This is a genomic window from Spirosoma soli, assembly GCF_042684525.1.
Classification (GTDB): domain Bacteria; phylum Bacteroidota; class Bacteroidia; order Cytophagales; family Spirosomataceae; genus Spirosoma; species Spirosoma soli.
This window is the reverse complement of record NZ_JBHULN010000025.1, coordinates 42821-66436: the sequence shown is the minus strand read 5'-3', so window position 1 is coordinate 66436 and position 23616 is coordinate 42821. Positions and strand designations below refer to the sequence as shown.

17 protein-coding genes are annotated in these 23616 nt (G+C 49.2%); 5 read left to right on the top strand and 12 right to left on the bottom strand.

Annotated elements, in window-relative coordinates; all coding sequences use genetic code 11:
• Window positions 1–134: 134 nt before the first annotated feature.
• The 6 genes from ACFSUS_RS26575 to ACFSUS_RS26550 form a co-directional block, all read right to left on the bottom strand.
• On the bottom strand, window positions 135–1316 hold the full coding sequence (locus ACFSUS_RS26575; protein ID WP_381527667.1) for an MFS transporter: 1182 nt from the start codon (window positions 1314–1316) through the stop codon (window positions 135–137).
• Between the two features lie 243 nt (window positions 1317–1559).
• The gene (gene polA / locus ACFSUS_RS26570) at window positions 1560–4646 is read right to left on the bottom strand and encodes a DNA polymerase I (protein ID WP_381527666.1); all 3087 of its coding nucleotides are present in this window, start codon (window positions 4644–4646) and stop codon (window positions 1560–1562) included.
• A 219-nt stretch (window positions 4647–4865) separates the two neighbouring features.
• Window positions 4866–5831, bottom strand: coding sequence for a fasciclin domain-containing protein (locus ACFSUS_RS26565; protein ID WP_381527664.1), 966 nt, complete (start codon window positions 5829–5831; stop codon window positions 4866–4868).
• Window positions 5832–6098: 267 nt separating this feature from the next.
• Window positions 6099–7076 carry a fasciclin domain-containing protein gene (locus ACFSUS_RS26560; protein WP_381527662.1) on the bottom strand — a complete coding sequence of 326 codons (978 nt, stop codon included), beginning with the start codon at window positions 7074–7076 and terminating at the stop codon, window positions 6099–6101.
• A gap of 121 nt (window positions 7077–7197) precedes the next feature.
• Window positions 7198–7698, bottom strand: a complete 501-nt coding sequence (locus ACFSUS_RS26555) for a vitamin K epoxide reductase family protein (RefSeq protein WP_381527660.1) — start codon at window positions 7696–7698, stop codon at window positions 7198–7200.
• A gap of 130 nt (window positions 7699–7828) precedes the next feature.
• On the bottom strand, window positions 7829–8710 hold the full coding sequence (locus ACFSUS_RS26550) for a sterol desaturase family protein (protein WP_381527658.1): 882 nt from the start codon (window positions 8708–8710) through the stop codon (window positions 7829–7831).
• Window positions 8711–8946: 236 nt separating this feature from the next.
• Between ACFSUS_RS26550 and ACFSUS_RS26545 the strand changes: the two genes are divergently transcribed.
• Complete coding sequence (locus ACFSUS_RS26545; RefSeq protein ID WP_381527656.1) at window positions 8947–9462, top strand: acyl-CoA thioesterase; 516 nt, start codon at window positions 8947–8949, stop codon at window positions 9460–9462.
• Window positions 9463–9573: 111 nt separating this feature from the next.
• Here ACFSUS_RS26545 and ACFSUS_RS26540 read toward each other — a convergent pair whose 3' ends face one another.
• Both ACFSUS_RS26540 and ACFSUS_RS26535 read right to left on the bottom strand, forming a co-directional pair.
• The gene (locus ACFSUS_RS26540) at window positions 9574–10884 is read right to left on the bottom strand and encodes a serine hydrolase domain-containing protein (protein ID WP_381527654.1); all 1311 of its coding nucleotides are present in this window, start codon (window positions 10882–10884) and stop codon (window positions 9574–9576) included.
• Between the two features lie 34 nt (window positions 10885–10918).
• Window positions 10919–11422: a hypothetical protein gene (locus ACFSUS_RS26535; protein WP_381527652.1), complete on the bottom strand. Its 504-nt coding sequence runs from the start codon at window positions 11420–11422 to the stop codon at window positions 10919–10921.
• A 397-nt stretch (window positions 11423–11819) separates the two neighbouring features.
• Here ACFSUS_RS26535 and ACFSUS_RS26530 point away from each other — a divergent pair, with 397 nt between their 5' ends.
• Entirely contained in the window at window positions 11820–12911 is a 1092-nt protein-coding gene (locus ACFSUS_RS26530) for a hypothetical protein (RefSeq protein ID WP_381527650.1), read from the top strand.
• Between the two features lie 10 nt (window positions 12912–12921).
• On the opposite strand, the gene ACFSUS_RS26525 is transcribed toward ACFSUS_RS26530, so the two are convergent.
• Window positions 12922–13392: an RES family NAD+ phosphorylase gene (locus ACFSUS_RS26525; RefSeq protein ID WP_381527648.1), complete on the bottom strand. Its 471-nt coding sequence runs from the start codon at window positions 13390–13392 to the stop codon at window positions 12922–12924.
• 4 nt (window positions 13393–13396) lie between these two features.
• Complete coding sequence (locus ACFSUS_RS26520) at window positions 13397–13699, bottom strand: antitoxin Xre/MbcA/ParS toxin-binding domain-containing protein (protein ID WP_381527645.1); 303 nt, start codon at window positions 13697–13699, stop codon at window positions 13397–13399.
• A 191-nt stretch (window positions 13700–13890) separates the two neighbouring features.
• Between ACFSUS_RS26520 and dnaE the strand changes: the two genes are divergently transcribed.
• Window positions 13891–17526, top strand: a complete 3636-nt coding sequence (gene dnaE / locus ACFSUS_RS26515) for a DNA polymerase III subunit alpha (protein ID WP_381527643.1) — start codon at window positions 13891–13893, stop codon at window positions 17524–17526.
• Window positions 17527–17666: 140 nt separating this feature from the next.
• Here the strand turns inward: dnaE and ACFSUS_RS26510 are convergent, their stop codons facing one another.
• Window positions 17667–18608: a glycosyltransferase family 4 protein gene (locus ACFSUS_RS26510; RefSeq protein WP_381527641.1), complete on the bottom strand. Its 942-nt coding sequence runs from the start codon at window positions 18606–18608 to the stop codon at window positions 17667–17669.
• A 394-nt stretch (window positions 18609–19002) separates the two neighbouring features.
• Between ACFSUS_RS26510 and ACFSUS_RS26505 the strand changes: the two genes are divergently transcribed.
• Both ACFSUS_RS26505 and ACFSUS_RS26500 read left to right on the top strand, forming a co-directional pair.
• A complete protein-coding gene (locus ACFSUS_RS26505) occupies window positions 19003–20055 on the top strand; it encodes a glycosyltransferase family 4 protein (protein WP_381527639.1) in 1053 nt (350 codons plus the stop codon).
• 67 nt (window positions 20056–20122) lie between these two features.
• Window positions 20123–21961, top strand: a complete 1839-nt coding sequence (locus ACFSUS_RS26500) for an ABC transporter ATP-binding protein (RefSeq protein ID WP_381527637.1) — start codon at window positions 20123–20125, stop codon at window positions 21959–21961.
• A 51-nt stretch (window positions 21962–22012) separates the two neighbouring features.
• Here ACFSUS_RS26500 and ACFSUS_RS26495 read toward each other — a convergent pair whose 3' ends face one another.
• The gene (locus ACFSUS_RS26495; protein WP_381527635.1) at window positions 22013–23242 is read right to left on the bottom strand and encodes a glycosyltransferase family 4 protein; all 1230 of its coding nucleotides are present in this window, start codon (window positions 23240–23242) and stop codon (window positions 22013–22015) included.
• Window positions 23243–23616: the final 374 nt, after the last annotated feature.

Genomic DNA, 23616 nt, shown 5'->3' with positions numbered 1-23616 from the left:
TCGAATCATGCCTACAGAAACCGTATAAACGGAAGAAAAGTCTCACTTGCTGGCTTAATCTGGTTACAAAAAACGGACCCTGCCTTACCGGGCAGAATCCGTTTGTAAACCTAACAAGCCCTTAGAACTACGACTTAAGCGGCCATCTCGAAATTTACCACCTTAGGGCGTACATTGCGCTGGCGCAAGTAGACCATTGCGGCCAGTAAGAGACCAGAAAATGCCATAATAGCACCCACCCATTGGGGCGATGCATAGCCCAGTCCGGCCGCATTGGGCAGTCCTCCAAAATACGCACCCAAGGCATTACCAATGTTAAAGCCAGCCTGCGTAACCGACGACGCCAGCATTTCGGAGCCGTTGGCCGCCCGGATCATCAGAATCTGGATGGGTGCCCCGAGCGAGAACGAAATAGCCCCCGTCACGAACGTCATAACGAGCAGCGGGACCTTAAACGGTGAAACAACGTAAACGACAATCAAGCTAGCGACCATGAGCGCCAGGAACAGCATGGTTGCTTTGATTGGCGATACCTTGTCAGCAACTCGCCCCGAAATCAGATTTCCGACAGCCATACCCATGCCAGCCAGCACCAGAATCCACGTGATTTGGCCAGGTTGAAAATGAGCGACCTCCGTCAGCAGAGGAGCGATATAGCTAAACCAGGCAAACAGCCCTCCGGTGCCAATGGCCGTGATGCCCAGAATGAGCCAGGGTTCGGCAAACGTAAAGAGCTTCAAGTCTTTTCGGAGATTCGACTCCCCCTCCACCGGCATTTCTGGTAGCAGTTTGTGGATGCCGAATAGCGTAATCAGACCAACAACAGCTATCAGAATAAACGTAATGCGCCAGCTTAGCGCATGACCGATGTAGGTGCCCAGAGGCACACCAATAATGTTGGCCACCGTGAGCCCCGCAAACATCATGGATATGGCCTGGGCTTCTTTGCCACGCCCCGCCAACCGACTAGCGACCACGGCACCAACGCCAAAGAATGCCCCGTGCGGTAATCCCGACAACAGCCGGGTGATCATCATGATCTGATAGTTGGGGGCAAACGCCGAGAGCGCGTTGCAGAAGGTAAAGATAGCCATCAGGCCCAACAGAATCTTTTTAGGCGGGTAGTTTCCGGCAGCCCCCACCAACAGCGGAGCACCGAGCACCACCCCCAACGCATAAGACGAAATCAGGTGACCCGCTACCGGAATTGTAATATGTAACGACTGAGCCAGATCTGGCAGAATACCCATCATCACGAATTCGGTCATTCCGATACCGAAGCCTCCCATCGTAAGCGGCAGCAGACTTTTTTTCATACGTAGCGTATTATTTACCAGCCGTCAGCGCAACTGCACCAACGCTAGAAACGGGCCATATAAAGGCCCGTTTCTAGGATAAATGCAAAAAGTCTAAATTCGTTTCCGGGTCTACGAATGTTCTAATTAGTTAGTTCATTGGTGCAATTTTGGGTAAGTCAAGCCAAATAAGTAATGGAGACGGCCAGAAACTTATGGTTAGTAAGTTTCTGGCCGTCTCCATTACTATACGTAAAAATACAATTAATGCGCCAGCAGCCAGTTCGCGCCGACACCAATACCGGTTTCCATCTGGACGGCCATCGGGATGGCGTGCTTCATGATGTGATCAATGTTTTCGCGCAGATATTCGAGTTCTTCTTTGTGAGCGTCGAAGACCAGTTCGTCGTGTACCGTCAGGATCATCTTCGATTTTAACCGCTCGCGTTGCATGAAGTCGTGAATCTGAATCATCGCAATCTTAAGCATATCGGCCGCTGACCCCTGGATCGGTGCGTTGATGGCGTTACGCTCGGCAAACATCCGGTCGGTAACGTTACGCGAGTTGATGTCACGCAGGTAGCGACGACGACCTAAGATTGTTTCAGCATAGCCAAAACCCCGTGCTTTCTCAACGCTCTGGTCCATGTACGCTTTCACAGCCGCGAACTCCACAAAATATTCGTCAATGATTTGAGCGGCTTCTTTGCGCGGAATCTTCAGGCGCTGAGCCAGCCCGAACGACGAAATACCGTAGATGATACCAAAGTTGATGGTTTTAGCCTTCCGACGCATGTCGCCGGTTACTTCGGTGATTGGAACGTGAAAAACCTTGCTTGCCGTTTGGGTGTGAATATCGACGCCGTTGTTGAACGCGTCGAGCATCGTTTGATCACCGCTGAAAGCCGCCATAATCCGCAATTCAATTTGCGAGTAGTCGGCCGACATGATTAAGAACTCAGGGCCACGCGGCACAAACGCTTTACGTATTTCCTGCCCCCGTGGGGTGCGAATCGGGATGTTTTGCAGGTTCGGATTGGCCGATGAAAGTCGACCGGTTGAGGCCACCGCCTGATTAAACGAGGTATGAATCCGACCAGTACGTTTGCTAATCAGCAGCGGCAGGGCATCCACGTAGGTATTTTTGAGCTTAATCAGTTCGCGGTAATCCAGAATCTTGCGGGCAATTTCGTGCTCTTCTTCGAGCTTGGAAAGCACCTCTTCGCCGGTTGCGTACTGCCCGGTCTTGGTCTTTTTGGCGTTTTTATCGAGTTTGAGCTTATCGAACAAAATCTCACCCAACTGCTTTGGTGAGCCAATGTTGAAGGCGCCACCCGCAATCTCGAAAATTTCCTGCTGCACCTGCCGCATATCGGTCTCCAGCGTGGCCGAAAGTTCAGCCAGGGCGTTCGTGTCAATCGTAATGCCTTCCAGTTCGAGGTCGGTCAAGACCTGTACAAGTGGCATCTCGACCTGATCAAACAGTTTGTGCAGGTTATCTTTTTCCAGACGCGGAGCAAATGCTTCTTTCAGTTGGAGCGTAATGTCGGCGTCTTCGCCCGCGTATTCCACTACCTTCTGCACCTCCACATCCCGCATATTGAGTTGGCCCTTACCCTTCCGGCCAATCAGCGATTCAATCTCAACGGGTTGGTAGTTCAGATACGTCATGGCCATCATGTCCATGTTATGGCGCATTTCGGGCTCAATGAGGTAGTGCGCAATCATGGTATCGAATAGCTTACCCTGCACCTCTACCCCGTATTTTTTGAGCATCAGCAAGTCGTATTTGAGATTCTGACCGATCTTCTCAATGTTTGGATTCTCGAATACCGGCTTAAACTGATCAACTACGGCTTGAGCCTCGGTCCGGTCTTCGGGTACCGGAACGTAAAAGGCTTCACCAGCACGATAGGCAAACGACATACCTACTAAATCGGCCTCAACTGGGTCGAGGGCGGTTGTTTCGGAATCAAAGCAAATGCTTGGCTGAAGATTCAGGTAGTGCACCAGGCTAGCTCGCAATTCGGGCGTATCAACCAGCCGGTAATCATGCTTGACAGATAAGATGTTTTTCCGACGCTCGGGCTGGTGCTCGTCAATTTCGTAGTCCGGGAATACATCAAGATAGCCAGGGGCATCCGTCTCAGTCACTTCCTTGCCGCGCACATCATCGGTTGTAATGGTATCTGTTACGGCATTGGGCGTGGCTTCGGTACCAGAGGCCACCGGCGCTTTCACTTTGGTCCGCTTCGCTTTTTTAGCGGGTTCATCGGTTGGCTCTGACACCGTTGCTGGTGCATCATCTGACCCAAAATCAAACGGTAAATCATCAGCACCCGATGGATTCACGGCGCCCATGTTCGGAAAGGGCAGAAAGGCGGGCGTATCACCACCCGGCGAGTCGAACAAGTCCATTTGCGCCGGAGGGTTGTTTTTGAACGCCGTTGGCAGTGGTTTCTCGTCGTAGTTACTTCCCAGCAGCCGACTTTTCATCTGGCGAAATTCTAACTCATCGAGCAAGGCGGCCAGGCGTGGTTTATCGTATTCGGTATGCCGTAGCCGATCTTCGTTGAAATCTACCGGTACGTCCAGATGAATGGTAGCCAGTTGTTTAGACAACAGCCCCTGCTGCCCATAGCTAACGACGTTCTCTTTAAGTTTACCCTTCAGCTGCTCGGCGTTGGCGATCAGGTTTTCGATTGAGCCAAAATCAGCAATGAGTTTTTGAGCGGTTTTTTCACCGACACCCGGAATGCCCGGAATATTGTCGACCGAATCGCCAACCAGGCCAAGCATATCCGTTACCTGCTCGATACGTTCAATCTGCCAGCGCTCCAGTACTTCGTTGACACCCAGCTTCTCGGCGGGCTTGCCCATAAAGGCAGGCTTATAAATGTGAACGTGCTCTTCGACCAGCTGCCCATAATCCTTATCGGGCGTCATCATATAGACTTCAAAATCAGCCAGAGCCGCTTTCTTGGCAATCGTCCCGATAATGTCGTCGGCCTCGTAGCCATCCATGATCAGGATCGGGATGTGCATGGCCTCAATAATCTGCTTGATGTAGGGTGTAGCCACACTGATGTCTTCCGGCTGCTTCTGGCGCGTGGCCTTGTACATTGGAAACTGCTCGTGGCGGAAGGTCTTCTTCGAGGAGTCGAAGGCAACCCCGATATGGGTGGGTTTTTCTTTCGTCAGCACCTCAATCATGGCGTTCATGAAGCCAAAAACGGCCGAGGTATTCACCCCCCGAGAGGAAATCCGGGGCGACTTGCTGAAGGCAAAATGAGCGCGGTAAATCAGGGCCAGCGCGTCTAATAAAAACAGTTTTTTCTGTGGTTTGGCCATTCGATAAAAGTCACGAGTCAATGGGTCAAAGGTCGAAAGTCTTGCGGACAATCACGCATTTCGATTAGACAAATTGACGGTTAACGAGGGAATAATACTGTATAAACACAACAGCCCGACTGGGGTTTTGATTCCGCCTGAATGGGCCTTGATTACCGCAAAAAATATGAGCTACCCTGGGCGGAGTAGCTCATAAATTAATATTGATCTTATCAGATTTTAGGGCAGCAATACCCGGTCAATCTTATGAATAACACCGTTGGTGGCGTTGATGTCCCGGTTTTGTACCAATGCTCCGTTGGTTACCGTGTTTTGCAACACGTTCGCTGCGTTTGTTCCATTGCCCCGACTGAGCAGCGTGATTGCGTCATTAGCGCCAACTGTTGCGGTTACCGATCCTCCACCAAACGTAGTAACGGGGCCATTGACAATGGTGGGCGAATAAGCGCGGGCGGGGGCAACAACGTGATTAGTCAATATGGCTGTTAACGCAGCTACTGGAGCCGCCTGAATATCTGCTGCGGTACGATAACCAGCAGCATTGAAAGCTGCGTTGGTTGGCGCAAATACAGTGAGGGGCGTATTGCCACTTAACGCTCCTGTCACAGCAGTGCCTCCCAGCGTGGCAGCAGTTACCAGTAAGCTTAGGTCAGGGTCAGCTGCTACAAGCTGCAGTACGTTACCTGCGGGTGGCAGCAGCACCCGGTCAATGATATGAACAATGCCATTTGTTGCCTGCTGGTCTGCTCTTATTACCCTGGCATTGTTTACGGATATACCCGTACCAACCGAACTAGAAGTGCCAGAAGTGGATGTTGCGCGGCTTACGTAAACAGCGGCTGAGCTTAACGATGTTGGTACCGCCGTCTGCCCCGTCGTAATAGCCGTACTCGATAAAGCGGAGCCACTAATAACATGGTACGACAAGATCTGCTGAAGCGTGGCCACCGGTGCCCGGTTGATAGCTGCCGTATCAGCAAAACCAGCCGCCTGGAAGGCCGCGTCGCTTGGCGCAAATACTGTGAATGGGCCGGTTCCGTTCAGCGTTGCAGTCAGTCCGGCGCGTCGGACGGCGGCTTCGAGCAAGCCAAGCTGCCGGTTTGAAATAACGGTTGAACCAATGGTTTGCGGAGGAGGAACAATCGGATTTTCTTCGTCTTTACAAGCGACGAAACTTAACGTCATAGTAAGAAGGGTCACCCCTACCAGGCATAATTTACCCCAGGTTGTTACGTGTTGGTTAGTGTACATTGTTGGTAGAAAATAAGTAGTTTGAGAAGTAATACTATCGACTTAACGTCTTGCTGCGCTTTGGCAAAACGAATAAGGCCGAATTTTGTTTAAGCGCCAATGTAAAGAATCGGCGCTTTAGAATTCCATTAAGAGTACCGGCATCCAATTAATTCGGCATAACCTACTCAGGTGTATCTTGCCCAATTGGATACTTTATGATTACGGTAAGAGCACCCGATCAATCTTATGGATTACACCGTTCGTTGCATTGATGTTAGGCGTCGTTACGTTCGATGCGTTCGTGCCATTGCCCCGGCCGGTCACTGTTACGCCGGTTGCGCTGACACCCACTGATACCGTACCCGATTGAAAAGTTGTCAGCACAGCCCCGTTCGTGAGCGTTGGTGAGTACGCACGCACGCTAGGAATTACATGGTACGTCAGCACGCTGGTTAACCTGGCAAGATTGACGGTATCAATAACAGCGCTGGTATAACCAATAGCCCGAAAGGCCGCATTCGTCGGCGCAAAGATGGTCAATGGTGTCGTGCCTGATAGCGCCGAGACAACGGCAGTACCACCCCGTGTAGCTGCCCGTGCCAGTAAGCTAAGTGTCGTATCGCGTTGTACAACCTGAAGAATATTTCCAGAAGGTGGGGTGAGTACCCGATCGATGGCGTAAACAACGCCGTTGGTTGCTAGACCGTCTTCCTGCAACACATGCGCTTCGTTCACTGACAAAGAATTCGATGCGACTCTGGTAAGGTAAACTGAACCGGCAGTACTTACTGAAGTAGGTACGGCGAGGGCTGGTTGTCCAGTGACAACACTAGACGATGGCACTAAACTTGTCAATACATGGTATTGTAGGATTCGACGCAATGTCGTATCAGGAGCCGCATTTATGGCAGCAACATCCGCAAAGCCAGCCACCCGAAAGGCATCGTCGCTCGGAGCGAGAACCGTATAAGGTCCCGCTCCGCTTAGCGTTGTTGCTAAACCAGCCCGGTTGATAGCAGCAGTAAGCAACGTGAACCGATTATTCGATGCAATGAACTCGGCAACCGTTTGCCGGGGTGGCAAATTATCATCATTGTCAGCTGTGTTACAAGCCCAGAACGAGACAGCAAGCGCCATGAACAGAACGGATAGCAAACTTAACTGTCGCCCCCTGGGCATGCGATGTGTGAGGTGCATAGTTATAAGTTGTGGTTATAATTAAAATAAAGCAGCTTCTAGAAGCTATTCCTGTTCTGCCAACTAACACAACTTAATGTTTGTTTAACGTTGCTAAATAAAAAATTAAACAAATAACCAACTACGACTTAAATACTTTCCGAAATCCTTTTATCATTTCGGGCACGGCCAAAGCTACCGAAGCAACAGATAACAGCGAGGCTGCTTGGCAATACGCGCAGAACGCCTTGTTCTCTTGCCACTCTTCGCGGGCCAGTTGCAGGTTCGTGGCCGTATCTGTAATGGTTTTCAGTCCCATAGCGATAGGTAGCCAAGGCTGTTTTTCCGCTCGGTTTTTGCCGCCAGCCGCTGCTAACCAGGCCGTCAGACCGTATGTTACAATCATCATAACGGCGTCCGGCGTATTCAGCCGTTTATACGCATAATCGGATGCATCTACCTTATCAGAATTAACGTACGGAATCGGTGGATCGGGTAAATGCTTTATGATACCGGTTTGGTACATGGTCACTAATTGACCGGCCACAGTACCTAATAGCGATAAGCCAATGATCCAGCGTCGGTTGGTAAGGTCAGGCGATTGTCCTTCACGAAGTTCGCGACTGAGTTGAGTAGGGTTCATAACGTTCGTTTTCTTAAACCAACCCATTCGCCAAGGCATTGTTAGTGAATATCCGCATGGGTTACGGAATGGCCTTACACACACTGATCATAGACAGCAAATCCCGCTAGTGAGAAGCGGGATTTGCTGTTTATGCAGTTACTTTCTCTTCCTTCTGAGGTTGCCCAACGGGTGGGCGGTATTTTTGAAACGGAATCCTGAGCAGGCTACCCAGGTGCGAGTGTTCGTGAGGCTCGGGATGAGTGTCAACGCCATAGTGCAGGTCCCTTCCGGCCATCTCATGATACGTACCGAAGAGCCGATCCCAGTACGGAAAAATATTGCCATAGTTGGTGTTCGTTACGGGCAACACGTAGTGATGATGCACGTGATGCATGTTTGGCGTTACAATGAACAACCCAAGCAATCGATTGGCCCAACGCGGCAGCTCAATATTGGCATGATTAAATTGCGACAACATCACCGACAACGCTTGGTATAAGAACACGAGCCACATCGGCGCTCCGGTTACTAACACAGCCAGCGTCGTAAACGCAAACCGAATCACGCTCTCGCCGGGGTGATGCCGATTAGCCGTCGTTGTGTCAACATAAGTATCAGTATGGTGGATCAGGTGAAAGCGCCACAGGAATTTTACCTGATGTTCAGTCCAATGAGCAAGCCAGGCGCCAATCAGGTCAAGTGCCAACAGCCCAACGATAGCCTCTGCCCAAAGTGGCCACCGAACGTCGGCCTGGTCAATCCACGGCAACAAACCTATCTGATGGCTTACCGCCCAATCACTAGTACGCAGCAGAATAAACGCCAGCACAAAATTGACGACCACAGTTGTCAGCGTGAAAAATATGTTGATGCCCGCATGGTGCATCTTCCTATAACCAGGTTCGACCTGATTGAAGCGAAACAGCGGCACCGCACTTTCAATCAACCAAAAAATAGTGATACCGCCTACCAGGATCAGGCTCCGGTGCAGGGAGGGAATATGCTCGAAGTAATCAACAAGACGTTCCATATGCTTCACCCTATTTTTTAGTGTTATTGTACAAATATACAATGGATGTGTAACACTAATATGTATTATTATGTCGCTATAAGCTTAAATGATGCCCAAACTTTAATGTCTTGTTTGCCCATCTGAGTTTTGAGTCGTTGGTTTGCGGTATAGTCAATAGTGAGCAGCCAACAGCCATCAGTTTTCGTTATCCGTTGGGACTGTTGGCTGCTCACTGATAATTGCTAGCAGAAAAGATGCCTCAACCGAAATACGCCCGTGAGTCCATGACGGTGATGACCGAAATGGTACTTCCCAATGATACGAATACGCTCAATAATCTGATGGGCGGGCGGCTTCTACACTTCATGGACATTGCGGCAGCGATTGCCGCTCAAAAACATTCAAATCGCATTGTTGTCACGGCCTCGGTAGACAACGTATCCTTTGCCGAACCGATTCGGCTCGGCAATATCGTTACGATGAAAGCTCAGGTAACCAGAGCGTTCAGCTCATCGATGGAAGTGTTTATCGAGGTTTGGGCCGAAGATATTCCGGCGGGTGTGCGGGTTAGCACGAACAGTGCGTTCTACACCTTTGTGGCCGTCGATCAAAGTGGTCGACCCATTGAAGTGCCCGCTGTTATTCCGGAAACCGACGAAGAGAAGGACCGCTACGAAAGCGCTTTACGTCGCAGACAATTGCGCCTGGTTCTCGCCGGACGCATGAATGCCCAGGACGCAACGGAATTGAGAGAGTATTTGAAGGTGTAAGATGTCTGAACCGGGATTGAACAGATTTATGGATTTACTGGATTTTGCTTTTAGGGTAAACTTTGAACAGAATCTGCTCAATCCATAAATCTGTTCAATCCCGGTTCAGCCTTATTTCACAATCGCCTGGTACACCAGCACCTTAAATTTATCGGTTAAATCACCGTAGCTGTTGGGTACTTTCTGGGTGTATAGCAAGGCCACAATGCCTTCTTTAGGATCAGCCCAGTACGTGGTACCGAAGAACCCACCCCAGTCAAACGTCCCTTCTGACACAGGAAGCCGGGCCGCGCTCCGCTCCGAGGTGATGGCGAAGCCCAAACCGAATTTATTGAGTCCCTGATTCAGATCGCCGATTTGGTTCGTCGTGATCAGGCGCACGGTGGTCGGGCTAAGCAAACGCTTACCACCGTATTCCCCGCCGTTCAACATCATTTGCAGGAAAATAGCGTAGTCGTACAGGGTGGAGGATAAACCAGCGCCACCGGAATAATACGTTCCGGCTTGTTTCGGATAATCCTCCGAAATTCCCCCTTGTGCGGGTAGCCGCCGGAGCGCCCTGGTCGAGTCCTCGGTGTACACGCGAGTCAGCCGATTTTGCTTGCCAGCAGGTAAATAAAAATACGTATCATTCATACCGAGCGGCTCAAACAGTCGGGTTCGTAAAAACTGATCGAGCGACTGACCCGATAAGACTTCAATCAATCGACCGACTACATCAACACTCAGACCGTAGGTCCAGCGATCGCCGGGCTGGTGCATAAGGGGCAAAGCCGCCAGTCGATTCATGGCGTCTTCGAGCGTACCGCCTGGCGTACCGATGCCACTGGGAATTTTGTACTTAGCGTAAATGGCCACCGCTTCTTTAGTGCCAATGGCCGGGTAGCTTATACCCGAAGTGTGAGTTAACAACTGACGAATGGTGATTTCCCGTTTGGCGGGAACGGTGGTGAACGTCGTATCTTTTTCGTTAAACTTATCCAGCACCTTGGGGCTCTTAAACGCCGGAATATACTTCGAGATTGGATCATCGAGCAGGAATTTGCCTTCCTCGAACAGCAGCATTAAACCAATGCTGGCAATGGCTTTGGTTTGGGAAGCAATCCGAAAAATGGCATCGCGTTTGAGCGGTGTTTTCGCCTGAACATCGTCCTGACCATAGGCTTTATGATAGACGATGCGCCCATTACGCGCCACCAGCACCCCAACACCTGCCTGCCGACCGTTAGCGATATATTCGTTGATAACAGCGTCCATCCGCTGAAGCCGTTCGGTGCTCATGCCAACCGTTTCGGCCGAGCCTTCCTGCAAAACAGTTTGATTGGCAACATTGGCGTTGCGAGCCGAACGAGTGGTGGGTGTTTGGGCAGGGGCCGACAGAAAAAAACCGACCATCAGGCCGGTTAGTACAAATGATTTCATATAAACCGGAAGTTAGGAACCGGTGCGAAGGTAGCTATTTCTTCGTACCTGTAATGTCACCTCGCTTTGTCAGTGTAACCCCTAATTGAAGCGTTTCTGCGGTTGTATTGAGGGTTATTTTGTTGTCTTTCCGAACGAATTGCCCTTGAGCGGTGTATTGAGCGTCGTATGTCTTGCCACCAAAGGCAAGTGGTTCGCTTTTCTTATCAATAACTATGAAAGTTGAATCCGTAAGCTCTGCGGTCAGATTTTGTTTTGTCGTGTTATTAAACAGGAGTTCGAGATACATCTGCTTTGCGGTCTGGGCTTTTGTGACAGTGATTTGGACTATACCGGGCTCTGGATCACTGGCAGGAAGACTGTTGTTAATATACGTTGTAGACGTGTAAGAACCATCGTAAACCCCTACGTATTGATCACGCGGGTCAATGTCGGAATCGGGGCCACCAGATTTTTTACAAGCTGTTGTTAATGAGCCAACGACAAGCAGAGCAATAAGCAAATTAAGGAGCGACTGAACGGCATTACGCGTAGCCATGGTTTTGTTAAGAAGTGGGTCTAAGTTCTCGTATCTTCTATCAAACGCCGTGCCGGGTTTGTGAAGTATAAACATACAAGAAAAGGGCTGATTTGCGTAGGTTTACACGGGGTAAAGACGATATAAAGTTAAGACCCAAAGGATTAGATACAGTTTGAGTTGGCGAACTTAGTACCCCGTAGGGGTTGAACAGCATAGCGTTGGTAGCCCAGGAAAAGAAGGGGCTCTCTCAGCGTGCCGTAGGTACTGTTAGCGTACCTACGGCACGCTGGGGAGCCTACGAGACTATTGGTGCTACCAACGCTATGCTGTTCAACCCCTACGGGGCGCGAAGCAGAAACTCAAATAGCGTCTTGGCTTCTTCACACATTCTTCGGATTATACACTTAACTACATTATGGCAACCAGTGAAAATCGTCCGAATCTTTTCTCATACGCAACCAGTGAACTGTCACAGGATGCTTTCATATGCTGGCTTGCAGCCTGGGCTGATCCAAAGTGGAAGAATGCGGATACCAATTTGCATCAAACGGCCATTGAGTTTGTCGTTTCTATGATTCGCAAAGTGAAGCCAGATTATAATTTGGCAGCTATCAAAACTGTCGAGGTACGTCGGCAGGTTGAAAAGCTAGACATTTTAATAGAAGTTAATAAAAACTTACGAGAGGACAGACTAGCAATTCTAGTTGAAGATAAGACGCATACTGATCATCACTCGGGTCAGTTGCAGCGTCATTTCGACAATGCTGAGAAACATTACCCAATTGATCAAATCATTCCTATCTACTTCAAAACAGGTTATCAGTCAAAGTTCGATGTTAGTCAATATAAAACGTACTTGCGTAAAGAGTTCTTACAACTATTGCAGAAAGGTAGCCAAACCGTAAATAATGCCATATATAGTGACTTTTTAACCCATTTAGAAGGGATGGAAGCAGCTGTTAGCCAGTTCCTTTACAAACCACTAATATCAGATAATGGCGAGTCAGCATGGGGCAATAATGACCGCCGTGGCTTTTTTATGCATTTGTATAATATTTTCAGCACAACCGACAGCAAAGCAGACTGGGGTTATGTGGCAAATGCATCTGGCGGTTTTTTCGGCTTTTGGTGGGATTTTGAAGACCATGACCAGGGAGATTATTGGACTTATTTACAATTAGAAGGCGATAAACTGTGTTATAAAATTGGCTTCTCAGATAAGGCGTACAATACTGAAAATTGGAAGACCAAAGCCCAAGCGCTTAAATTAGCGTGGGCAGGTATCTTAATTAAACTTGATCATGAACTAACTGATAAGTATACAAAAATTGGTAAGACTATGACTATCGCTAGAAAGGCAGACGGAGTCAAATACCTCATTGTAAAAGCTGACGGTACGTTGGACTTAGACAACACCGTTGGAAGACTACGTAAAGCACAAGAAATTATAAAAAAAGCGCGTCAATCATTTACGATTTTCCTACAGCAATGGCCAACTGATTCCTAATTGCCTAGTATCATTTCAACAACACTTTCCCAAACGCCCGTTTATCAAAACTGAATGGATTGACCGATTCTAGAACGGCTTCGGTAAATAGCGGATGCGCTGGATTGATTAAATAATTGCTTTCCTGCTCAATAATAGCTGACGGCACCTGCATTACTAAATGCTCATTTCGCTCAATCCAGTCGTCGGTCAAGGCATGTAGTCGGCTGTTGTCCTGTCCCTGAAGTTGAGCGGACAGTTTGGGGGCGATTTTCAAAACTGAATGGTCAGGGATTTGAATAGTAGCGACAGAGAAGGCATTTTGCTTCAACGTAACCGTGTCAGGCAGATGGACCCAGTACTCCCAGGCACAAAGAGCAATGCTGCTTCCGGTATACAGCACAGCAACGCCTTCGCGGTTCCAGCGTCCGCCGTTGAGTTTTGCACCATAGCCCGATAGATCGTGAACGAACTCGTTTGTAGCAATCCGGTAAACAAGCATCCTCTTACGCCATGATGCCGTGTTCCAGACGACCTAACAGTTTGTTCACCACCTGATGACCTTCTCCGTCGCCGAGCATACTTATAGGAGTACGTTGCTGTATGGCCTGGTTTGGGGTATTCAACCACAAGCTAAAGTCCGACTCGGATGCGAACAATTTGTGGGCTTTTTCCCGCCAAAGTACACCGGTACGCTCCTCAACCAAGCTTCGCTCGCTCTGCTTAATTTCCTGAACGAATGAAAACTTCTTCAGCAGTTCGATCACGAATGGCCCTTCCTTATCCTCTACCTTTATCGTCAGCTCCATATATGTGTTAAAAGCGTAAAATACGATTATTCCACATATAATACAACAGCCAAGAAAGCTCCTTAGTTACCCAGCCTACATTTACCCTTTCAGGGTCAGCCGCTTACCAATACTTATTTAAAATTTCCCTTACATCGTTACCTGTTGCCGACTTATAGTACCTATTTTTAAGCCAGTAAACCGCGTAACGTATGCAATTCTCCCACCTCCACTGCCATACCCAATACTCCCTGCTCGACGGACAGGCCGATATTAAGAAGCTGGTTAAGAAAGCAAAAGCCGACAATATGCCCGCCGTTGCCATTACCGACCACGGCAATATGTTCGGGGTGTTTGAGTTCGTAGCCGAGGCCAGTAAACAGGGCATCAAACCCATTGTAGGCTGCGAATTCTACGTTGTGGACGACCACCACAAGAAGCAGTTTACCAAAGAACAGAAAGACATTCGGTATCACCAACTGCTGCTGGCCAAGAACCCAACGGGTTATAAAAACCTGACAAAGCTTTGCTCGCTGGGCTATATGGAGGGGCTGTATGGCAAGTACCCGCGCGTTACGAAGGAGTTGATCGACAAGTATAAAGAAGGTCTGATTGCTACGACCTGCTGCATCGGGGCCATCGTTCCAAAAACTATTCTGAAAAAGGGCGAAGAAGCCGGGGAAGCTGAATTCAAATGGTGGCTCGACCGGTTTGGTGACGATTATTACGTTGAATTACAGCGCCACGAGATTCCCGACCAGATCAAAGCTAACGAGGTGCTGGTCAAGTTTGCCAAGAAACATAACGTCAAGATCATTGCGTCGAACGATTCGCACTATGTAGATCGCGACGACTGGGTAGCTCACGATATTCTGCTGTGTGTGAACACGGGCGAAAAACAGAGTACGCCGTCGATGAAGGAGTTCAACGACGAGGAAGCCATGCCCAAAAACACGCGCTTCGCCTTCTTCAGCGATCAGTTCTATTTCAAGAACACGCAGGAGATGTCGACGCTGTTTCAGGACATGCCCCAGGCGATCGACAACACCAACGAGATCGTTGATAAGGTCGAAACCCTGAAGCTCAAGCGGGACATTCTCCTACCTAATTTCCCTATTCCGCAGGAGTTCCAGTTGCACACCGACGACGTAGCGAACCAGTGGGAATACCTGAAACACCTGACCTACGAAGGAGCCCGAAAACGTTATGGCGAAATCGAAAGTCATGTACAAGAGCGCCTTGACTTCGAGTTGTTTACCATCAAAACGATGGGCTTCGCGGGGTATTTCCTCATCGTAGCCGACTTCATCAAGGCCGGGCGTGACCTCGGTGTGATGGTGGGTCCTGGGCGCGGTTCGGCGGCCGGAAGCGCCGTGGCCTATTGCATCGGCATTACGAACATCGACCCCATTAAATACGACCTGCTGTTCGAGCGATTCCTAAACCCCGACCGGAAGTCGATGCCCGATATCGATACGGACTTCGACGATGAAGGCCGTCAGCGGGTTATCGATTACGTCGTGCAGAAGTACGGCAAACAGCAGGTTGCCGCCATTGTGACGTATGGTACAATGGCCGCCAAATCGGCCATTAAGGACGTATCGCGGGTGATGGATTTGCCGCTTAACGACGCCAACGCCCTGGCCAAGCTTGTGCCCGACAAGCCGACCTATAACATGACCCTTCGCCGAATATTCGAAGATCCGATTGACGGTCCAGGTGGCTTAGCGAACATTATTCAACCCGAAGAGGTGGATAACGTCAAAAAAATGCGGGCGCTCGAATCGGGTGATCAGAACGTGGGACGGGCCATGAAACTGATCGATACCGAGAAGGTACAGAACGTACTACAGCAGGCGCGTCGGCTGGAGGGAACCGTACGGAACACGGGCGTTCACGCGGCTGGAATCATCATTGCTCCCGACGACCTGTCGAACATCGTTCCCGTTTCAACCTCGAAAGATACGAACCTTATTATTACCCAATATGAGGGGAAAGTCATCGAGGATGCAGGCGTTATCAAGATGGACTTTCTGGGGTTACGTAACCTCACTATCATTAAAGAATGCCTGCGGCTCATCAAGCAAAATCACGGCGGGTTCTTTGTCAACGGCGTCGAAACCGACATTGACGATATTCCATTAGACGATCCTAAGGCTTACGAGCTGTTCCAACGGGGCGAAACGAACGCTATTTTTCAGTTCGAATCCGACGGCATGAAAAAGCACATGAAGGACCTCAAGCCCGACCGCTTTGAGGACCTCATTGCTATGAACGCCCTCTACCGGCCGGGGCCAATTGCCTATATCCCGAACTACATTGCCCGTAAACACGGCCGCGAAGAGGTTAAGTATGACCTTCCTGAGATGGAGGAATACCTGGCTGATACCTATGGCATTACAGTGTATCAGGAGCAGTTAATGCTGCTTTCGCAGAAGCTCGGCAACTTTACCAAAGGTGACGCCGACGTACTGCGGAAGGCAATGGGTAAGAAGCAGAAAGACGTTCTCGACAAGATGAAAGGTAAGTTCATGGACGGCTGTGCCGCCAACGGACTAAACCTGAAAATCTGCGAAAAGGTCTGGACCGACTGGGAAGCCTTCGCCAGTTACGCCTTCAACAAGTCGCACTCCACTTGCTACGCTTTCGTGGCGTACCAGACAGCCTACCTGAAGACGTATTACCCATCCGAATACATGGCGGCCGTTTTGACGAGCTGCTTAGGTAACATCGAGAAAATTACGTTCTTCCTCGAAGAGTGTAAAAATCTCGGCATTCCGGTACTCGGTCCCGACGTGAACGAATCGGAGCGCGTATTTGGCGTCAATCAAAAGGGTGAAATTCGTTTTGGGCTCGGTGGTATCAAAGGCGCAGGCGATGCGGCTGTGGAAGCCATTATTGAAGAGCGACGGGCGGGTGGTTTCTACAAAGATATTTTTGACTTTGCGATTCGGGTTAACCTGCGGACAGTCAACAAGAAAACGTGGGAATCGCTGGCCTACGCGGGTGCCTTCGACAGCATCGATGAATACCACCGGGCGCAATATTTTGAAATGGCCGATGGCGATACCTCCCCGTTCCTGGATAAGGTAATCCGATACGCCAACAACTACCATGCTGAGAAGGCCGCTGCGCAACAGTCGCTCTTTGGCGCCATGATGGGCGGTGAACCCATGATTGCGCGCCCGAAAGCGCCAACCGTGCCTGAATGGAACCAGATCGAGAAGCTTAAGCACGAAAAAGACGTGGTCGGCTTTTACATTACGGGCCATCCGCTGGACGAATTCAAGCTGGAGCTGGATGGCTTCTGCAACTGTACACTCGACAAGATTTACGAGGTAAAAACGCCCGAGATTAAAGTGGCGGGTATCGTTTCCTCGTTGCAAACAAAGGTGGCCAAGAACGGAAATCCGTTCTGTATCTTCAAGATTGAGGATTACAGCACCTCTATTGAATTGGCGTTGTTCGGCGATGATTACGTTCGGATGGGTCAGTACGTTGAAGTTGGGCGATTCCTGCACATCACGGGCAAGACGCAAAACCGCTGGAACTCCGAACAGCTTGAATTCAAACCAACCAATATCCGGTTACTATCGGAGATGCGCGAAAAGTTCTGCAAAGAGTTGCGTGTGTCGTTAACATTGGATGCCTTAAACGCTCAATTCGTCGCCAAAATTAACGAACTGGTCAACGCGCACCCCGGCACCTGTACACTGTCCTTGAACGTGGTTGACCCAAATGAGCGCATCGAAGTATTTATGCAATCGCGTACGCTGAAGATCTTCCCGGCCAACTCACTGCTACGAGCGCTCGAAGCGATGGATGGGGTAACGTGTAAGGTGGCGTAGGCGGTTATCCTGCTGCTATTTAATCAATTAAACTTTCTACAGTCCCGCAATCGAAGCGCTTCGATTGCGGGACTTTGACTTACAGATGGATAGTACCCCCATTAGCCAGTTGTATAATTGACGTTCCAGGAAACAATCTATTACATAAGCGACTCATAAACAGACAAGTACTGCCTGGCACTTTCCCGCCAGTCGAAACGTGCTGCGTTCTTAACAATAGCCTCAGCCAGCGCTGGGTTTTCATACGCTTTCATACCTCGGCTATATATCTCCTGAATGGTGTCGGGGGCGAAGTCAGGAAAGTAAAAAGCGGCCTCTCCCCCTATTTCGGGCAACGAAGTAAGCGTCGATAAGAAGACAGGCTTACCAAATTGCATGGCTTCAATTACGGGCAAGCCGAAACCTTCTGCCAGGGAAGGATGCAACAGCGCCTTGCAATGGCTTAAATACCAGCTCTTCTCTTCCTCGGAGACGGTACCCAACAAGTGTACCCGCGTTTCTACACCCAGGCTCTGCGCCCGTGTTTTCATTTGTGTTACGTATTCCGGATCGTCGTGACGGCCAATTATAATCAGTTCCAGATCGGGGTTGGCCTGTAGTAAGGGGAGCAGCACGTGAAAATTTTTTTTACTGTTCAGATACCCTACCCCTAACAGAAACTCGCGCTCAGGCTGAAAGGAGGGCGGCTCACTAACCGAGTTTGGCGCTTTGTTAGCACCATTATAAATCACATGCAGGGGTTTATTACCGACGTTGCAGTTAGCCAGTACATCTTTCCGAGTAAATTCTGAAACACAGACGATTGCGTCACTTTGATCAATCAATGACTGGGTATGGGCAAGACTTTTTTGCTGATACGCTTCGGGTTTGCCTTCATGCAGTACGTTCAAGTCGTGGATTGTCAATACGACTTTCATGTTAGGGTACCTCTTTTTGTTAGGCACAATCCGTCCGGATTGGAAAGGAGCATGCCATACTCGACAGTCGTTGAGGAATGGGGTAAACAGTTTGTGCCACCGTTGCTCGACCAGATGATAAGGTTCGGGGGGTAGTTTTAGCTTCCTCCGCGGAGGAAGGTACATTTGTAGTAAGGGTTGGTGCTCCTCAACCAGCAGCTTGTTGATAGTCTCTCCCAGATTCTGACAATAGTAATACAAACCAGAATGTGGGTATTTCATCAAGTTGCAATCCAATATTTTACGGAACATAAATCAGGATCGTGCGTGAGCCATAAGCTCTACATCACTTTTTTTCAATTAGGGCAACATTAACTTTATAGAGCAGGTATTATACATAGCTATTCGAACCCTCTGCTCCATTAATCGGTCCTTCATTTAGCATGAACAGCATGAGATGTTTCGCTAGTGGGCAAGGGACACATCTATTGAACCGTTATAAAGGTGCATTTATTTTTTGTGCGTACGCATGCGTTAAACTTTTCTTTCAGCTAAAACAACCTTGTAAGGGGGTTCTGTTATGAATCAAATCATCTTCGATTGCGAGCGAATGAAGTATGCCAACACCGGACTGTACTACTTTTGTCTCAATTTGGGGAGAGCCCTTCAGCAACGTATGGCTCAGGAACGATTAGCGGTATTTATGCCCCGTCATATTCCGTCAGCGTTTGGCTCCTCAGTACCCGTTTTCCCTCAACATTCTTTGCAGAAGTTTTTTATGCCATCAGTCAGTCGATTTCAACTATGGCATTGTACCTACCAGAACTCTAACTATGTACCACGGCGCAACAGAAAAATAAAAGTGCTGCTCACTATACATGATCTTAATTTCCTTTATGAGGATAAGCCCCAGCGAAAGAAAGAGCGATCACTGAGGCATCTACAGGAAAACATAAACCGCAGTGACGCTATTGTCTGCATTTCGGAGTTTACCAAAAACGACGTACTAACTCACTGCAACCTCGGAAATAAGCCGATTCATGTCATCTATAACGGAACGAACGGGCTGCCTCATCCGGCGCTGGAAGAAAAATCGTACCGGCCAGCGGTTCCCTTTCTGTTCAACATTGGTGCCATTGCCCGCAAAAAGAATCAGCATCGAATTTTACCTTTGCTGCAGAGTAACCCGAGTTTAGAACTGGTGCTGGCTGGCCGACATGAGGATAAAGCTTACGCCCACTTTATTAAACAGCACGCATCGGACCTGAACGTAGAGGACCGGACGCATCTGGTGAACGAAATTACGGAAAACGAGAAGTCCTGGTATTACCACAACTGTCAGGCGGTGGTGATGCCATCGCTGGCCGAAGGATTTGGCTTACCCATTACCGAAGCCATGTCTGTTGGCAAACCAGTGTTTATATCAAAGCATACCGCCATGACCGAGATAGGCAAGGACTTAGCCTTTTACTTTGATGATTTCGATACTATGCACGACGACTTTAGGATTGGAATGCAGCATTATAAAAAGGCAGGTAGCCAACTCAAAGAAGCACTGAAAGCCCACAGTGCTACGTTCAACTGGGAGGACTCTGCTAAAAAATACATTGAAGTGTACCGCTCACTGCTTTAATAATCCGGGGCGTTCAGGCCTGTTTATTAATAGCAGAGAGGGTTCTTATTTATGTTAACGTCGACGAATGAAGATTTACAGGCGATTAATGGTCTACGCCAGGCCTTATGGAAAGTTTATCATTCCATTTTTTATTTTCACTATCATTAGTGTGTTTTTCAACGTCTTTCAGTTTACGTTGATCATTCCGCTGCTTAATTTCTTATTTGATCCGATCAACACGGCCGATGCCGCAAAGTACGCGGTCACCCCAACCTTCCGGCTATCGCCCGAGTATTTTAAAGATGCGTTTTACCATCTGATTTACACCTTCAAGACCACCAATCCGGTTCACGCGCTGTACTTTTTGGCGGGTATGATTGTGGTGGCAGTAGTCCTGACGAACCTGTTCCGGTTCCTGGCGCAGCAGTGCCTCTTGGGAGCCAGAACCTTGTTGGTCAAACGCCTTCGCGAAGCCCTGTTCGAAAAGATTAACCATCTGCATCTGGGGTATTTTACCAAAGAGCACAAAGGTGACCTGCTTTCCCGGCTCAACGGCGACGTCTATGCCATAGAAAGCGTAGCGGGCAGTTCCATTGAAGTCGTGTTCAAAGAACCCTATATGCTCATTGGCTATTTTGTGGCCTTGTTCCTAATCTCCGCTAAGCTGATGTTGTTTACGCTGGTCATTATTCCGATTTCTGCCGTCGGAATAGCGGCCGTAACTAAAAAGCTCAAAAAAGAAGCGAAAGACGTACAATCATCCATGGGGCGCATGCTTACGCTGATGGACGAAACGCTGATGGGCATGCGCATCATTCGTTCCTTCAACGCGACCCCATTTGTGCTTCGGCGCTTTAGTACCGAAAATGACTTTTACCGGCGGGCCAGTCTGGAAGGCTTCAAGCGCCGGGAGCTGGCCCCTGCCTTTTCCGAAGCCTCGGGGGTGTTTGTGGTAGCCTGCATTCTGGTGTACGGAGGCAGTTTAGTGCTCAGCAACGAGAGCAACCTACAGGCGAGTTCATTTATCGCCTTTATCGCTATTTTCTCACAGGTCATTCGTCCGGCCAAAGCCATTGTAGTGGCCCTGACCAACATTCAACAAGGGCAGGCCGCCGGGGAACGTATTCTTGAACTCTTGGATAAGCCAATCGAAATTCAGGACAAGCCAAATGCGATTGTAATGAAGCCTTTCCAGCGGGATATTGTTTTTGACAATGTAAGCTTCCAGTACGGCGACAAACCCGTTCTGAAAAACATCAGCTTCCGGATGGACAAAGGCCGAAAAATCGCGTTGGTGGGCCCGTCTGGTGTTGGTAAATCGACCATTGCCGACCTCATCCCCCGCTTTTACGAACCCACGCAGGGAAGCGTCAGGATCGACGGTGTTGATGTTAGCGACTACACAATGGAGTCGCTACGTAAGCAAATGAGTTTTGTAACCCAGGAGATTATCCTATTCAACGATACGATATTCAACAACATCGCCCTGGGTCAACCAGATGCCCGGCTGGAAGACGTCATAGAAGCGGCTAAGGTGGCCAATGCTCATGCCTTTATCATGGAAACCGAAGATGGCTACAACACCAACATCGGCGACCGGGGCATACGGTTAAGTGGCGGTCAGCGCCAGCGATTGAGCATTGCCCGCGCCGTATTCAAGAAACCGTCTATCCTGATTCTGGATGAAGCCACGTCGGCGCTGGATGTCGAATCAGAAAAATCGGTCCAGGAAGCCCTCGATAACCTGATGGAAGGCCGAACTACGCTGGTGATTGCCCACCGCCTGAGTACAATTAAAGAAGCCGATGAAATTTTGATTATGGAGGGTGGCCAAATCATAGAACGAGGCAACCACTACGACTTGATCAACCGGCACGATAGCGCTTACAAACGCCTGAATATGATGCACGAAGTTGTTAGGTAGCAGCTTCTCATCCGCTATTCATTAAATAGTGCGACTACGAACGTTTCCTGCTTAGCTTGACACGTAGTCAACGGCTTTGGTAAACGTAGCCAGCACGTTGTTCCAGGTGTAATACTGGCGGACATAAGCCTGCGCATTAGCTGCCATTACCGACGAGTCCTGTTGTATGACCAGATCGACGGCCTCGGCAAAGTCAGTATAGTTGTGAAACAGGAAACCGGCTTTACTGGAATCGATATGGTCGCGGAGCACGGCACAGTCCGCGTTGGCAATAACCGGAATACCAGCGGCAAAACTTTCCAGCGTCACCATGGACAGGCTTTCGTAGGGCGACGGCATTATGAGCGCTTTTGCCCCCTTCAGTAAAGTTGCTTTCGTTGGCTCATCGACGAAGCCAACCGCCAATACGTCAGGATGCTCAGGTATAGGCATAAACGCTTGCCCAACCAACACCAGCTTCAACTCTGATGGATTCGCGTCTTTGTAGCGTATGAAATTGGCGAACAGCATATCGCAGCCCTTCGCCGTGTCGATTCGCCCGATGTACAGCAAATAATCAGCGCTAGTACCAAGTATGTCTTTAACAGACTTATCGGCTACAGCATTAGCGGGTTCAATGCCTACACCGACTACGTCATTATAGATCGTTTCATTGTGAAACAACTGATGAACAAAGCGTTGCTCGGCCGGGGTCAGGAATAAGATTGCTCGGGGCTTCTGGAATACCGGTCGGAACACCGGCAGGTAAATAGGCACTTCGTCGTGCGCCGTTGGAATAAATATGGACTTTTTAGGTGCAATGTTTAACCCGGCCGTAGTAGGATAATACAGGTACGTAATGAAGATCAGAGCGTCATACTGGTGGTGGTTCCGTTTCAGGTACGCAATAAGGTCGGGGGTATAGGGACCTTGATACATGGACCACAACCGACTGTAGCGCCGGATGCTCTTGCCTACCAGTGCACGAGCCCACATTTTGAGTCGGCCCAGTCCCTGCCACTGCTCGGGTCGGGACCATTTTTTCAGTTTATGCTCAACTCTTGACGCTTGCTTTACCTGCCGCTCGAATTGCGTGGCAAAACGGTGGACCCGCACGCCGTGTAGGGTTGTGGTCTCGGCCGGATACCAGTTGGCCCAGACAACGTATTCCAGTGCGCAACTGGTCAGCACATCAACTTCGTACGTACCGGCCAGCCGTTCGGCCATCAACCGACAGTAATATTCGGCCCCACCATTCACCTCTTCGCCGTACCGCTGAACTATAAACGCTATTTTCTTCATGTACTCAAAGCTAACGGATAAGGTAACGTACAGGTATATGCCAGGACCGTTTTGGCATAAAACGACTCACTCGAACGAATTGTATCATTAGCAAGCCTCTTCTACTGGTTAGTGGCATCCATGCAAATCAGACAAAAATATCGGTTAACCTCAGTCATTCAGCAACTCAATACGTCTTCATGGCTTTTTTCCAGTTGATGGTCTGATTTAATCTAAAGCTCCAAGCTTAGTCCTGGAAAGTTGACTATGCACTAGCTTTTATTTTTCAGTCTCATTGCCGCTATATAATCTACCACTGGTAGTTAATTAAAACGCAAATGAGCTATCTAATTGAAAGTAAGGATAGGTTCAAGCCCCGAGCAGCAGAATGGGCA